The sequence below is a fragment of the Balneicella halophila genome (genome assembly GCF_003096835.1).
GTDB classification, from domain to species: Bacteria; Bacteroidota; Bacteroidia; order Bacteroidales; family Balneicellaceae; genus Balneicella; species Balneicella halophila.
The window spans coordinates 274,480-288,846 of sequence record NZ_QENZ01000003.1 but is presented as its reverse complement, the minus strand read 5'-3'; the positions used below and the strand labels follow the sequence as shown (position 1 = coordinate 288,846).

The following is a 14,367-nucleotide window of genomic DNA, read 5'->3' as shown; positions in this document are numbered from 1 at the left end:
CCACTGTATGTTATTATTTGCTATTTTTGTGTGTTAATTACAAACAAGGAAAAAAGAACGATGAGAGGAATAACGATTAAGGAGATTCTTGCCAAATCAAAAGTAGATGAGGAAGTCACGCTTAGAGGCTGGGTACGCACTCGCCGTGGGAATAAACATTTATCATTTATAGCTTTAAATGACGGGTCTACTTTTCAAAACTTGCAAGTCGTAGCAGATCATCCGAAATTTGAAGAGGATTTGTTAAAACAAATTACCTCTGGAGCATCGCTGGAAGTTGAGGGAAAGATTGTTGCATCCTCTGGAACTCAAAATATAGAATTACAAGCCGACAAAATAACAGTATTAGGAACTTGTGATCCTGATGAGTATCCGATACAACCAAAAAAACACTCTTTAGAATTTTTACGAGAGAATGCACATTTGCGTTTCAGAACTGCAACTTTTGGTGCTGTATTTCGCATTCGTCATGCAGTTTCATACGCTATTCACAATTATTTTAATAAAAATGGATTTTATTATTTTCATAGTCCAATTATAACTGCATCTGATGCTGAGGGTGCTGGAGAAATGTTTCGTGTTACTACACTTGATGCAGAAAATCCGCCTCGTACGGAAGATGGAAAGATAGATTATAGTGAAGACTTCTTTGGAAAAGAAACAAACCTTACGGTTTCAGGACAGTTAGAGGGAGAGTTGGCAGCTACTGCTTTAGGTAAAATATATACATTTGGTCCCACTTTTAGAGCTGAGAATTCCAATACGACACGGCATTTAGCAGAGTTTTGGATGATAGAGCCTGAGATGGCTTTCTATGATTTGCAAGATGACATGGAGTTAGCTGAGGATTTTACAAAATCCATTATTAATTATGTCCTTGATAATTGTATGGAAGACTTGGAGTTTTTAAGTAAAAGACTTCAGGAAGAAGAGAAAGTAATGAAGCAAGAAGATCAATCCATGGAATTGATTGAAAAGCTTCGATTTGTCGTTGAAAATGATTTTGAGAAAATAAGCTATACAGAGGCTTTTAATATATTGAGGAACTCAAAACCAAATAAAAAGAAACGTTTCCAATATCCTATTGATGAATGGGGAGTAGATTTACAATCAGAGCATGAACGCTATCTAGTGGAGAAGAAGTTTCAAAAACCAGTAATTATTTATGATTATCCAAAGGATATCAAAGCATTTTATATGCGACAAAACGATGATGGAAAAACGGTAGCGGCTATGGATGTACTTTTCCCACAGATTGGAGAAGTCATAGGAGGTTCACAGCGAGAGGAGCGATTAGACAAACTGGAACAACGTATGGATGAGATGAATATTCCTAAAGAAGAAATGAGCTGGTATTTAGATACTCGCCGTTTTGGTACAGTGGTTCATAGTGGGTTTGGCTTAGGATTCGAGCGCATGGTGTTGTTTGTAACAGGCATGGGCAATATTCGAGATGTAATACCATTCCCAAGAACACCTAAAAATGCAAGATTTTAATATATAGATAGAGGAGATAAACTAGATGCTCAAACAGGTACAGCAGCTGAAGCTGCAACAAAAGCTTTCCCCCCAACAAATTCAAATAGTGAAATTGTTGGAACTTCCTACTTTACAATTTGAACAAAGGGTAAAAAAGGAGTTAGAGGAAAATCCTTTATTGGAGGAACAAGATGAATATACTAATAAAGATGAGCAACAAAATGAAGAACAGGATGAGAATCCTGCGGAGAACGAGGAATTTAGTATAGATGATTATATTGAAGATGAGGATGAGATGCCTTCTTATCGCTTGCGAGCCAATAATTACTCATCTGATGACAAATATGAAGACATTCCTTTCTCGAGGGGAGAGAGTTTTCATGAACATTTAGAGCGCCAGCTCGGTTTACGTATCCAGTTGAGCGAAGAGGAGCGTAAGATTGCAGAATTCATTGTAGGCAATATTGATGAAGATGGTTACCTACGCAGAGAATTAGACGCTATTGTTGACGATCTAGTCTTTGCAGCAAATGTAGATGTAGATATCAAAACCTTAGAGCGTTTATTGCTTGTTGTTCAGGACTTTGACCCACCAGGAGTTGGTGCTCGAAACTTGCAAGAGTGTTTGGCTTTACAACTTAAGAAAATAAAGGATAGGACGGATGAGCAAGATAAAGCACTCCAGATTATTACGAATTATTTTGATCTATTTACAAAAAAGAACTACCAAAAATTAATTAAAAAACTGGAAGTGTCACGTGATGAATTGCGCGATATTGTTGAGGAAATAACTCGATTAAATCCCAAGCCTGGAAGCGCATATTCTCAAAGTTCTACTCAGGGTGCAGCCTACATAACTCCTGATTTCATTATAGAAATGCATGATGGAGAGCTTAAAATGTCACTCAATGCACGAAATGTTCCAGAATTGAGAGTTAGTGAGCAATATAAAGATGTGTTGAGAGGCTCCAAAAAAGACGGGAAAGCAAAGAAAGATGCTGCTGTTTTTGTTAAACAAAAGATTAACGCAGCTAAATGGTTTGTAGATGCTGTACGCCAACGTCAGCAGACACTCATTTCGGTCATGAATGCTATTATGATTCGCCAAGAGAAATTTTTCATTGATGGTGATGAGAAAATGCTAAAGCCAATGATTTTGAAAGATATTGCTGAAGATACAGATTTAGATATTTCAACCATATCGCGAGTATCAAATTCAAAGTATGTACAAACACACTTTGGTGTATTTCCACTAAAATATTTCTTTTCTGAATCAATGATGACAGAGTCTGGTGAAGAAGTATCAACACGTGAAATCAAGAGAATATTACAAGATTGTGTAGATGGTGAAGATAAAAGAAAGCCACTTACCGATGAAAAATTGGCAGAAATTTTACAGGAAAAGTCTTATTTGATTGCACGCCGTACTGTTGCAAAGTATAGAGAAAATTTAGGAATTCCTATTGCCCGCTTAAGGAAAGAATTGTAATGACTCGTATTGCAAGCATTGTTTCCGTGCTGTTGCATCCCTTGCTCATGCCTTTCTATGCGGTCTTGGTAATGCTTTTAGCTACACCCTTGGGTGGTTTATTGCCAGGGAAAGCATCATTTATTATTTTAGGAACTGTTTTTGTTCTCACCTGCTTCATGCCGTTTCTTTTTGTAGCATTTCTTCGAATTAAAGGTGTCGTTAGTTCAATGAAGATAAGAAATCGAAAGGAAAGAACACTACCGTTATTGTTTGGTGCGTTTATGTATTATATCTGTTACCAGTTGATGGCTAAAGTGGCAAGCCTCCCTCATTTATTTTCCAAAATGTTTTTCGCGCTCACAGTTTTTTTATTGATACTGATAATTATTACTAGATTTTGGAAAATAAGTTTGCATATGGCAGCTGTTGGTGGCATGTTAGCCATTGTGTTTGTTTTTTCCTTTTATTCTTGGCTACCCTTATTCGTTATCTTCTTGGCAGGACTTTTAGGTACTTCTAGACTTTGGCTACAAGCACATAATTCTATGCAAGTCTATGCAGGATTTTGCTTAGGAGTCAGTTTCTTTATTGGTTATTTTCTGTAGGAGAGTTTTTAGGAACGATACGAATTGTTTATTTTTCTTATAGAATAATTTAGTGTTTAGGAAATAATGTAGTTATGATTTTAGTATCTTTGAAGTGATTGAACTTAAAATTTATAAGATGCGATTACTACTCCATGCCCTAATTTTAGCAGTTACGATTACATTAGTTCAAGATGTCTGTGCGCAGGAAACATCATTTAGTCCTAAACAAAAGAAACTGATACAAAAGTATAAGCCCTTTTTTACTAAGGATGCCCAACTTATATACATAGATTATATCTATATCATAGAAAAACGAGCGGACAGTGTATTGGTCAAGAAGATTATAAATCCCGATAAATTGGTCAAAACCCACGAGATTGAATATCACAATACCTACCTATCAACGGAACACGGTTCCTACACGGAATGGTATGATAATGGAAATATTTGGGTGAAAGGTGAGTATCATTTAGGAAAGAAACAAGGAGTTTGGAGATATTATTCTCATAAAAATAATGGAAAACCTAGAAAAGCAGGTACATTTATCAATGATAAAAAAGAAGGTGCTTGGACTTTTCAAACAAAGAATGAAAGAGTTATTACAAATTATAAGGCAGGAAAGAAGGACGGTTATAAAGAAAGGTATGATAGTCTGAAAAATCTTGAATACAAAGCATTATATAGAAATGACAGCCTAATCAATGTATTGATAGACAAAAATCCTAAAAAAAGGGAGATGCCTCATTTTAAAGGAGGAGATAAGGGAATTTTAAGAAAAATAGCACAAAAAATAACATATCCTTCAACAGTAAAAGATAAAGGGATAGAAGGAACCGTAAAATTAAAATTCGTTGTAGAAAAGGATGGAAGTATAGGAGAAGTTGTAACTTTAAGAGGCGTCTGCAATAGCTTGGAAAAAGCTTCAGTTCGAGCAGTAAAAAAATTGCCAAGATTCAAACCGGGAGAACTGAATGGAAAGAAGGTAAGCGTTTGGTATCAGGTTCCTATTGAATTTAAATTGAAATATGATGATGAATAAGCTGAAAATTTCGACACTTATTATAAGTTTACTGATTCTACTGGGAAACTGTAATGGTAAGAAAATAAGTAAGGATGACAAAGAAAAGAGAGTAACTACTAAAAAAATAGTAAAAGTTGGTGCTGAAAATACCGAAGCCTATTTACCTTTATTACAAGATAAGAATGTAGCTGTAGTTACTAATCATACGGGAGTTTTACGATTATTTAATGAACAAGATAGTGTTGTAGGTGAACTACATATAGTAGATTATTTGCTGAGTGAGGAAATAGAAGTTAAGTCAATATTTGCACCTGAACATGGTTTTAGGGGAGAACATGATGCTGGAGCGAATATTAAAAATAGGATAGATACTAAAACGGGCTTGCCGATTTATTCTCTGCATGGCAAATACAAGAAGCCACAAGCGAAACAATTAGAAAACATTGACGTAGTTGTCTTTGATATCCAAGATGTGGGAGTTCGATTCTACACTTATATTTCTACTTTACATTATGTAATGGAAGCATGTGCAGAGAACTCTATCCCTTTGATAGTTCTAGATCGACCAAATCCCAATGGTCATTATGTAGATGGTCCTGTTATGGAGAAAGAATTCCAATCTTTTATCGGAATGCATCCTGTACCTATCATATATGGAATGACTATAGGGGAATATGCATTAATGATAGAAGGAGAACATTGGCTTCCTGACACTCTTTCTTGCGAATTGACTATTGTAGAACTAAAGGGATGGACACATAAGACCAACTATAAACTGCCGATTAAACCTTCACCAAATCTTCCCACAGCCCAGTCTGTAAATCTATATCCATCGTTATGTTTATTTGAGCAAACGAATGTGAGCATTGGCAGAGGTACCAATACACCATTCGAAATCTATGGGAGTCCATATTTAGATTCTAGAGATTTTAATTATATGTTTATTCCTGAACCAACAGCAGGAGCGCAACATCCTAAGCATAAGGGAATAAGGTGCTATGGAGAAAATCTAAGGCATTTCCCCAGGAGATTGGATAAATTAGAACTACAATGGTTGATGAGAGCTTATAAAAAAAGTCGGTTGAAGAATCTTTTCTTTAAAACGAATTTTGAATTGCTTTCAGGCACATCTATGTTGAGAGAACAGATCCGATACGGCTGGAGAGAGGATCAAATTAGAGAAAGCTGGCGAGAAGATTTAGTTATATTTAAAAATAAAAGAAAAAAATACTTATTATACCCAGATTTTAAAGAATAGGTTATACTTTTGAGAATCAAGAGATAAAAAGAAATAAACATTAAATAATAAAAGGAAATATGAAGTTTTTTTTAGACACAGCAAACTTAGAGCAAATTAAAGAGGCACAACAATTAGGCGTGTTGGATGGCGTTACCACCAACCCTTCGCTTATGGCAAAGGAGGGTATAAAAGGTGAAGAAGCTTGCAACAAACACTACATAGATATTTGTAATATTGTAGATGGTGATGTGAGTGCAGAGGTCATTGCCACTGATTATGAAGGAATGATTAAAGAAGGAGAAGCGTTAGCAAAATTACATGAACAAATTGTTGTGAAAGTTCCGGTAACTCTTGATGGTATAAAAGCGATTAAATATTTAACTTCTAAGGGAATCCGTACTAACTGTACTTTAATATTCTCAGCAGGACAAGCATTGTTGGCTGCAAAAGCAGGTGCAACTTATGTATCGCCATTTATTGGGCGTTTAGATGACATTTCTGCAGATGGATTGCTCTTAATTGAGGAGATTCGTGAAGTTTTTGATAACTATACCTATGATACTGAGATTTTAGCGGCTTCAGTACGTCATACGATGCACATTGTAGAATGTGCAAAGATTGGTGCAGACGTAGCAACTTGCCCGCTTTCAGCAATTAAAGGCTTATTAAAGCATCCATTGACAGACAGTGGATTGGCACAGTTTCTTGCTGACCATAAGAAACTTAACGGATAAATTTTATAAGAAATGTTTATTAGGCTATACGAAAAGAATCCGGACCAGCAAGTTATTGATCAAGTTGTCAAAGTGCTGAAAGGCGGAGGCGTTATTGTCTATCCTACGGATACTATTTACGCTCTCGGCTGTGATATGATGCAACCCAAAGCTATCAAAAAGATGGCTCAATTAAAAGGAATCAAAGCAGACAAAGCTTTCTTTTCAATTATAGGGAGCAGTATCAGCCAATTGTCCGATTATGTTCGTTTAGATGATGAAGTATTCAAACTTTTAAAGAGAAATCTGCCAGGAGCTTTCACTTTTATACTACCAACGAATAGAGCAATGCAGAAAAAGCTTGGCGGGAAAAGGACAGAGATAGGAATTCGTATCCCAAACAACGAAATTATTCTCACTATTGCTGAGACGTTAGGAAACCCGTTAGTTACTACTTCCATAAAAGATGAAGATATGGTCGTAGAATATACTACTGATCCCGAACTGATTTATGAAAAATATGGAAATCAAGTGGAGATGGTTATAAACGGAGGATATGGGAAGAATGTTGCCTCTACAATAGTGAACTGTACAGAGCAACCCTTTAACATTGAAAGACAAGGCATGGGTGAATTAAAATAAAACTGTAACTTTGAAAAATTATTGAATATTATTATAAAAATGAAAATTATGAAAAAATTATTGTGGATAGCTATTGCAACTTTAGTTATTGTAGCTTGTACTAAAGAAGCACCCGACTATACGGTGCTTTCAGGTAAATTGGAAAATGTATCTGGACTAAAAGAAATCAGAGTCAGAGGAGCTTATGACTTCTCACAAGTGATTGAGGTTAAAGAGGATGGTACCTTTGCTGATACTTTACAACCTATAAAAACGGGCTACTACACACTGCAAATCGGGAGAGCAAACCTACCGATGTATTTAGAGCAAGGCGACAATCTAAATGTGACTGTTGATATTTCTAATTCAGAAAATCCTCTTTCTTTTTCTGATGGTAAAGCCGTAGCTGTAAACAAATATCTAGCAGATAAAAATAAAGCATCTAGAGAAAAAGTTGCCAAATTAGGCGGTTTTCAAGGTATTTTCGGTATGGAAGAAGATAAATTCTTGGAAACAATGAAATCAATGAATGAAGAGGAAACTAAAAGACTAGATTCTACAAAGAATTTACCAGAAAAATTTATAGAACTAGAAAAGAAAACCATCGAGTATGACTACCTATATAACCTTTCTTTATATCCTGAATATCATGCTTATGTGACTAAAAAAGAAGATTATGAAGCACCAGAATCAATCACAAAACCTTTAGAAAGCTTGACATATGATAATGAAAAGGATTATAATGAAATAGGCATATACAAGCAATTAGTACTTTCTCATTTTATCAACAGATATTATGATGATGCTAATGATAGAGATGAGGTTTTAAATGAAGTTAAAGGTGCAGGAATAGAGTCTTTAAAGACAGATATGGCTAGGAGTTTATCACAAGGATTGAGTTTAGGGGCTAAAGACGCTAAAGCAGAAGCTGATAGAATTAAGTCACTAACTTCTGATGAAGATGTAATTAAAGACGTTGATAAGTTTTTATCATCAGCAAGTGAGCTTTCAGAAGGTAAGCCTTCTCCAAAATTCACCTATCCAAATATTAATGGGAAAGATGTTTCATTAGATGATCTTAAAGGAAAACTCGTTTATATCGATGTATGGGCAACTTGGTGCGGACCATGTAAGAGAGAAATTCCTTTCCTAAAGCAACTAGAAAAAGACTATCATAATAAAGCAGTACACTTTGTGAGTATTTCTATTGATGAGAAGAAAAATGATTGGGAAAAGATGGTCAAAGATCAAGATTTGAAAGGTATTCAGCTACATGCAAAAGAAGCTTGGAAATCCTCATTAGTTCAAGATTATAAGATTAATGGTATCCCTCGTTTTATATTGTTAGACAAAGAGGGAAATATCATCACTGCTGATGCACCAAGACCATCAACAGATGAAATCAGAACATTATTAGATGAGTGGTTAAAAAAATAATCACACTATCTCATAGCACTTATGAAATAGGCAAGGCTTCGGCTTTGCCTATTTTTATTATCCGCAGTGTTTGAATTTTTTTATGTGTTCTCTAAACTTTATAATTATATTTGCAAATTGAGAATGGTAGTAGTTTAGACATATACTTGGTGTGTGTAAAAAAATGTAAACAATTAAGAGATGATAAAAAAAATAGGATTTTTAGCAAGCTTATTATTTGTAACAGCCTTCACTGTCTTTGCACAAATGTATAATCCCGTTTCTTGGGAGTTTGATAGCAAAAAAATATCTGACAATGAATACGAGTTAATCTTTTATGCTAACATAGACGAAGGTTCTTCAATGTATTCGCAACATATAGATGAAGGAGGTCCAATACCTACTACTTTCAATTTCGAAGATTCTGAGAGTTTCGAACTGATAGGTAAGACCATTGAATCAGAAAACAACAGAGAAACAAAGCATGATGATATCTTTGACATGGAATTGACTAAGTTTCATGATCAGGCTGTTTTTACACAAAAAATAAAGGTTTTAGACATTAACAAACCGATAAAAGGTTTTGTTCGTTTTATGTCTTGTGATGATACTCAATGTACTCCGCCAACTGAAGAAGAGTTTCTCTTCACATTATCAGAAGAAGCAGCCACTGTTGCTGAAAATGAATCCGAAGATGATATCGTCATTGATGCCGAAAAGGTCAACATGGAGCTTTATGGAATGGTACCAGGAGATATCATGAGAACTGATAAGAATTGTGGTATTACAGATGATTCGCAGTTAGATGAAGAAGATCAGGGAATTTGGACGATTTTTATTTTAGGATTTCTTGGTGGACTGATTGCTTTACTCACACCCTGCGTTTTTCCTATGATTCCTTTAACAGTAAGTTTTTTTACGAAACAGAGTGCAAAAGGAAATGGGACAAGAAATGCTATTTTATATGGATTTTTTATTCTCTTAGTATATCTTTTATTGAGTATTCCATTCCATTTGTTGGATACTATTAATCCGGACATTCTAAATGATATTTCAACAAATATATGGTTAAATATTGCATTTTTTGTCATCTTCATATTCTTTGCATTTTCATTCTTTGGCTATTATGAATTGACGTTGCCAAACAGTTGGATGGCAAAAACGTCAAGTGCTGAGGGAGCAGGGGGAATTATTGGGATCTTCTTTATGGCATTGACTTTGGCATTAGTGTCTTTTTCTTGTACAGGACCTATCTTAGGCTCACTTTTGGCAGGATCTCTATCATCTGATGGCGGTGCTTGGCAATTAACCTCAGGAATGGCAGGTTTCGGAGTCGCGTTAGGTTTACCATTTGCGCTTTTTGCCATGTTCCCAAATTGGCTCAATAAAATGCCAAAATCCGGAGGTTGGCTAAATACCGTAAAGGTAGTTCTTGGATTCTTAGAATTGGCTTTAGCCCTAAAGTTCCTATCCAATGCAGACTTAGTTAAGAATTGGGGAATTTTGAAGATTGAAACGTTCTTGGTGCTTTGGATAATAATTTTTGCAGCTATGGCATTGTATTTATTTGGTGTTATTCGTTTTCCACACGATTCCAAATTAAAAAAACTATCTGCCACAAGAATAACTTTAGGTCTTATTACGGCTGCATTTACAGTTTATTTAGTATCAGGACTTTTCTATAGTGAAGAGAAGCAGAGCTATCCTCCATTGAAGATATTGAGTGGATTGGCACCACCAGTTGGTTATAGTATTTTCCATCCAAAGCATTGTCCAAACAACTTACAATGTTTTGATAATTTAAAAGACGGATTAGCTTATGCGAAAAGTGCAAATAAGCCAGTACTTTTAGACTTTACAGGCTTCGCTTGTGTAAATTGTAGAAAAATGGAGGAACATGTTTGGTCAGTTAGTTCCGTTGATAAAATAATCAGGAATGAATACGTATTGATTTCATTACATATTGATGATAAGCGAGATCTCCCTGAGACAGAACAGGTCTATGTCAACCGGATTAATGGAGGTAAGCGATTGTTAGAAAATTATGGTCATAAATGGGCACATTTCCAGACAGCCTACTTTAATTCCAATTCACAACCATTTTATGTGTTGATGGATTATGATGGAAAAACATTATTAACGCAACCAATTGGATACACATCTGATCATGAGGATTTTGAAACTTTCCTAAATTGTGGGTTAGAATCATTTAAGAATAAGAGTACCTTAAAATAAGTAAATCGGATAAGATGGAAAAGCGCAAAAAAACGATAGCTCTTGTTGCTCATGATAATCGAAAGCAAGATTTGAAAGACTGGGTATTGTTTAATTGGTATGAATTGATTCCCCACACTATGGTGTGTACAGGAACTACAGGGCTTGTAGTAGAAGAAGCGTTAGAGAAAAAATGTGAAAAATATGACGAAAAGGCACCTGAAGTGATTAGACTAAAATCAGGACCATTAGGAGGGGATCAACAAATGGGGGCTTTGATAGCAGAGGAGAAAGTTGATGTGATGATTTTTCTTTGGGATCCTATGGAACCACAGCCACATGATGTTGATGTAAAAGCTCTTCTACGTATTGCTTCCTTATATAATATACCAACTGCGACCAATAAGGCTACAGCAGACTTCATTATTTCTTCTCCATTATTTCATGAGGATTATAACCCCGAACGCAAAAATTACCAAGATTATCTTTCAAGAAAAATAGATATAAATAAATAGATATGCAACCACTTGTTATCATTCCAGCACGTTACGATTCTACTCGGTTTCCCGGGAAACCATTGGCATTGATAAATGACAAGCCTATGATTCAGCATACGTATGAGCAAGCTATTAAAACAGATTATCCTGTACTAGTTGCTACAGATGATGAACGTATCGTTAAGGCGGTTGAAGAGTTTGGTGGAAAAGTTGTCTTAACTGGCGAGCACTCCAATGGTACAGAAAGATGCAGAGAGGCAGCACATATTGCTGAGAGTGATCACGGAATGCAATTTGATGTTGTCATAAATGTACAAGGTGATGAGCCTTTCATTCATCCAGACCAAATAAAAGCATTGTTTGAAGTTTTTGGAACAGATGAAAATATTGATATCGCTACTTTTGGTAAAAGAATAAAGGAAACGGAAGACCTTTTTAGTGCCAATATCGTGAAAGTGGTACGCGGGAAGAAAAGACAAGCTTTATATTTTAGCCGTTCAGTTATTCCATATTGCCGTGATGCTTTTAAAGACGACTGGGTGGAGGAGCATAAATACTTAAAACATATTGGAATGTATGCTTACCGCAAGGAGGTACTTAATCAAATTGTGGAACTTCCTGAAGGAGAAATTGAGAAGTTAGAGTCCTTAGAGCAACTTCGTTGGTTAGAGGAAGGGTTTACTGTTATTGTTTTAGAAACGACGCATGAGTCTATTGGAATAGATACTCCAGACGATCTCAAACGGGTAAACAAACAAAAAAATAACGCCTAGACTTCTTCAACGTAAAGTTGCCCCATGGTATATTTTTTAACGATAATTTTTTCTCCTTTTGGAATAAGACCTGATATAGCGACGGCATCGAGATATTCACCATCTACTTCAATGCTTCCTGAAGGTCGTAAATCGGAGAAAACAATTCCTTCTTTTCCGATATAGTTACGCAGACTATTTTTTGTACTGATATAGCCTGCGTCATTTTTCATTTGTGTATTTAAGGCTATTCTTTGAAAAGCTTTTGTTCTAAAAAATGTACTTCCAAACGTAAAGGCAATAGCCATAAAAACAATAAAAGATATAGAAATTTGGAAGACCGCTTGCAATAAAGCGTTGTAAGATTGCGTAGGGTTAAAGTCAAAATCTAAAGTATCAACCATACTTAGAACCAATCCTATAAAAATAAGAATACTTCCTATAATTCCGGGTACTCCAAACCCTGGAATAATTAGAAATTCTACCAAGAGTAAGATAACTCCAAGTATAAATAAAGCAATTTCCCAGTAGGCTGCAAGACCTTCTAAAATGAGAGGCATAAAATACAGCAGAGCAGCAAGACCTGCTACCGCTAAAGGAAAGCCGATACCTGGCGATTGTAACTCAAACCATATTCCCCCAATGAGTAGCATTATCAATACTGATTGGAGTATTGGATTCACTAAAAAACTAATAATATTTTGTAATGCCGTAGGTTCATAATTTTTAATTTCATAATTGATAACATTAGCTCTTTGTAAAATTTCTTCAACAGATTCAGCTTTCGCCTCGCAAAATCCATGAAGAATGGCTTCGTTAGTAGTAAAAGTGAGTGTCTTTCCTGAGTCAATAACATTAGGAACTGCGAGTCGGTCATCAACCATAGCTTCTGCAATAGCAGGGTTACGACGCCATTTTATAATCTGTTTTCCATTTTTATTGATCGTATCACCTCCGTGAGCCTCTGCAGTTGCTCGCATCATAGAGCGCATATACGATTGGTATTTGTCTGGCATAGCCTGTCCATCAGTACCATTAACCACTGTTGCTGCTCCAATATTTGCCCCGGGTCTCATATAAATACTATCACAGGCTATAGAAATCAATGCACCGGCTGAGGCCGCGTTGTTATCAATAAATACATAAGTAGGAATGGGATATTGCAAAATAGCAGTACGCATAGAATCTGCGGCTACTAAAGCACCCCCGTAGGTATTCATATGAATTAAGAAAATATCGGCATTTTCTGTTTTTGCTTCGGCAAGTGCTTGTTGCATTTTTCTCCAACTTCCCGGGCCTATCTCATCATTGAGTTCAAACTGATATACTTTTTGCTTTTTTTTAGAATCTGCTCTCTCTTGTGCCCAGAGCGCATTAGACAAACTAATAAATAAAAGTAAGATATATAGGATAGAACGTATCATAGTTTATGATTGCTAAAGAGACCTTAAAAATAGTATTTTTTTATTAATTTAATAAAATTGCTTATTCTGAATCTTTAATATGACTAATGTTCCAGCTATAACTGACCATATAGCTACAAAAGCAGCTAAGAACAAGTTACATAGAGGTAGAAATAAGCTCAACGCGAATAGTGCCCCAACTCCAAATGTAGCGACACGATGTTGTCGAATGAAAGAAATACTTTCTCTGATAGTTGGGTAGTGACGTTCCATACCAAAATCCATAAAGGAAGCTCCATAGAAGAAAGAAGATGTTACAAAGAGAAGAATGGGAGCAAAAGCACCAAGTATGGGAATAAATCCGATGATAAATATAACTACAGAAAGCAATAGTTGAACAACTGCATTACGGACTGTGATTTTAATTCCTCTCCATATATCTTGTAATGCTTTCTTTATTGAGAATGGATAATCTACTCCTGTCTCTAGACTCTCAATACGTTCTGAAATTATAGAAAAAAAAGGAGACATGATGATAATGATAAGAAATCCCCCATAAAGAATTAAACTTAAGATAAACAACACATTGAAGGTGAAGTAAAAAATTCCATAAATAAGTTCATCAAAGTATGCTGAACCCCAGAACGTCAAATTCTCTGCTCCTGTGAGTTGGAAAATCTTTTCTGAAAGTCCATCGGTGAAATTCGTGATTAGAGAATATCCTCCTACAATTAGTAATATATTAATAACGATGGGAATAAACAGAAAAAGGCGAATCTTTTTATGGAATAAAAGTTTAAAGCCTCTATTGTAACATTGTATGGCAAGACCAAATTCTCTAAATGCTTTCATAAGATTTTTATGACTATTCAAAAGTAACGACATTATATGTAACCATCAAAACCATTTTTTTAATGGGCGTTTTACTTATAAGCTATTTTATTGTCCTTATA

13 protein-coding genes are annotated in these 14,367 nt (G+C 35.4%); 11 read left to right on the top strand and 2 right to left on the bottom strand.

The window, feature by feature from the left end; genetic code table 11:
* The first annotated feature begins 60 nt into the window (after positions 1 to 60).
* From asnS to kdsB, 11 genes are all read left to right on the top strand, one after another.
* A complete protein-coding gene (asnS, locus tag C7377_RS01325; RefSeq protein ID WP_116495542.1) occupies positions 61 to 1,497 on the top strand; it encodes an asparagine--tRNA ligase in 1,437 nt (478 codons plus the stop codon).
* A 25-nt stretch (positions 1,498 to 1,522) separates the two neighbouring features.
* On the top strand, positions 1,523 to 2,968 hold the full coding sequence (rpoN, locus tag C7377_RS01320; RefSeq protein WP_116495541.1) for an RNA polymerase factor sigma-54: 1,446 nt from the start codon (positions 1,523 to 1,525) through the stop codon (positions 2,966 to 2,968).
* Positions 2,968 to 3,555, top strand: coding sequence for a hypothetical protein (locus C7377_RS01315; RefSeq protein WP_116495540.1), 588 nt, complete (start codon positions 2,968 to 2,970; stop codon positions 3,553 to 3,555). The genes rpoN and C7377_RS01315 overlap by 1 nt, the downstream gene beginning before the upstream one ends.
* A 118-nt stretch (positions 3,556 to 3,673) precedes the next feature.
* Positions 3,674 to 4,576, top strand: a complete 903-nt coding sequence (locus C7377_RS01310) for an energy transducer TonB (protein WP_116495539.1) — start codon at positions 3,674 to 3,676, stop codon at positions 4,574 to 4,576.
* The gene (locus C7377_RS01305) at positions 4,563 to 5,816 is read left to right on the top strand and encodes an exo-beta-N-acetylmuramidase NamZ family protein (protein WP_116495538.1); all 1,254 of its coding nucleotides are present in this window, start codon (positions 4,563 to 4,565) and stop codon (positions 5,814 to 5,816) included. Before C7377_RS01310 ends, C7377_RS01305 begins: the two co-directional genes overlap by 14 nt.
* A 59-nt stretch (positions 5,817 to 5,875) precedes the next feature.
* Entirely contained in the window at positions 5,876 to 6,532 is a 657-nt protein-coding gene (gene fsa / locus C7377_RS01300; protein WP_116495537.1) for a fructose-6-phosphate aldolase, read from the top strand.
* 12 nt (positions 6,533 to 6,544) lie between these two features.
* Positions 6,545 to 7,153 carry an L-threonylcarbamoyladenylate synthase gene (locus C7377_RS01295; RefSeq protein WP_116495536.1) on the top strand — a complete coding sequence of 203 codons (609 nt, stop codon included), beginning with the start codon at positions 6,545 to 6,547 and terminating at the stop codon, positions 7,151 to 7,153.
* Between the two features lie 48 nt (positions 7,154 to 7,201).
* On the top strand, positions 7,202 to 8,569 hold the full coding sequence (locus C7377_RS01290; RefSeq protein WP_165806822.1) for a TlpA family protein disulfide reductase: 1,368 nt from the start codon (positions 7,202 to 7,204) through the stop codon (positions 8,567 to 8,569).
* Positions 8,570 to 8,749: 180 nt separating this feature from the next.
* The gene (locus tag C7377_RS01285; RefSeq protein ID WP_116495534.1) at positions 8,750 to 10,783 is read left to right on the top strand and encodes a protein-disulfide reductase DsbD family protein; all 2,034 of its coding nucleotides are present in this window, start codon (positions 8,750 to 8,752) and stop codon (positions 10,781 to 10,783) included.
* A 14-nt stretch (positions 10,784 to 10,797) separates the two neighbouring features.
* Positions 10,798 to 11,277 carry a methylglyoxal synthase gene (locus tag C7377_RS01280; RefSeq protein ID WP_116495533.1) on the top strand — a complete coding sequence of 160 codons (480 nt, stop codon included), beginning with the start codon at positions 10,798 to 10,800 and terminating at the stop codon, positions 11,275 to 11,277.
* 2 nt (positions 11,278 to 11,279) lie between these two features.
* Positions 11,280 to 12,032: a 3-deoxy-manno-octulosonate cytidylyltransferase gene (kdsB, locus tag C7377_RS01275; RefSeq protein WP_116495532.1), complete on the top strand. Its 753-nt coding sequence runs from the start codon at positions 11,280 to 11,282 to the stop codon at positions 12,030 to 12,032.
* Here the strand turns inward: kdsB and C7377_RS01270 are convergent.
* On the bottom strand, positions 12,029 to 13,435 hold the full coding sequence (locus tag C7377_RS01270; RefSeq protein ID WP_116495531.1) for an NfeD family protein: 1,407 nt from the start codon (positions 13,433 to 13,435) through the stop codon (positions 12,029 to 12,031). The two genes, kdsB and C7377_RS01270, sit on opposite strands and share 4 nt — an antisense overlap.
* Before the next feature lie 48 nt (positions 13,436 to 13,483).
* Positions 13,484 to 14,266 carry an EI24 domain-containing protein gene (locus tag C7377_RS01265; protein ID WP_165806821.1) on the bottom strand — a complete coding sequence of 261 codons (783 nt, stop codon included), beginning with the start codon at positions 14,264 to 14,266 and terminating at the stop codon, positions 13,484 to 13,486.
* Positions 14,267 to 14,367: the final 101 nt, after the last annotated feature.

Bases quoted from the DNA above. Each gene is read 5' to 3' on its own strand.
- asnS (WP_116495542.1), top strand. From the start codon at position 61: ATGAGAGGAATAACGATTAAGGAGATTCTTGCCAAATCAAAAGTAGAT.
- rpoN (WP_116495541.1), top strand. From the start codon at position 1,523: ATGCTCAAACAGGTACAGCAGCTGAAGCTGCAACAAAAGCTTTCCCCC.
- C7377_RS01315 (WP_116495540.1), top strand. From the start codon at position 2,968: ATGACTCGTATTGCAAGCATTGTTTCCGTGCTGTTGCATCCCTTGCTC.
- C7377_RS01310 (WP_116495539.1), top strand. From the start codon at position 3,674: ATGCGATTACTACTCCATGCCCTAATTTTAGCAGTTACGATTACATTA.
- C7377_RS01305 (WP_116495538.1), top strand. From the start codon at position 4,563: ATGATGATGAATAAGCTGAAAATTTCGACACTTATTATAAGTTTACTG.
- fsa (WP_116495537.1), top strand. From the start codon at position 5,876: ATGAAGTTTTTTTTAGACACAGCAAACTTAGAGCAAATTAAAGAGGCA.
- C7377_RS01295 (WP_116495536.1), top strand. From the start codon at position 6,545: ATGTTTATTAGGCTATACGAAAAGAATCCGGACCAGCAAGTTATTGAT.
- C7377_RS01290 (WP_165806822.1), top strand. From the start codon at position 7,202: ATGAAAAAATTATTGTGGATAGCTATTGCAACTTTAGTTATTGTAGCT.
- C7377_RS01285 (WP_116495534.1), top strand. From the start codon at position 8,750: ATGATAAAAAAAATAGGATTTTTAGCAAGCTTATTATTTGTAACAGCC.
- C7377_RS01280 (WP_116495533.1), top strand. From the start codon at position 10,798: ATGGAAAAGCGCAAAAAAACGATAGCTCTTGTTGCTCATGATAATCGA.
- kdsB (WP_116495532.1), top strand. From the start codon at position 11,280: ATGCAACCACTTGTTATCATTCCAGCACGTTACGATTCTACTCGGTTT.
- C7377_RS01270 (WP_116495531.1), bottom strand. From the start codon at position 13,435: ATGATACGTTCTATCCTATATATCTTACTTTTATTTATTAGTTTGTCT.
- C7377_RS01265 (WP_165806821.1), bottom strand. From the start codon at position 14,266: ATGAAAGCATTTAGAGAATTTGGTCTTGCCATACAATGTTACAATAGA.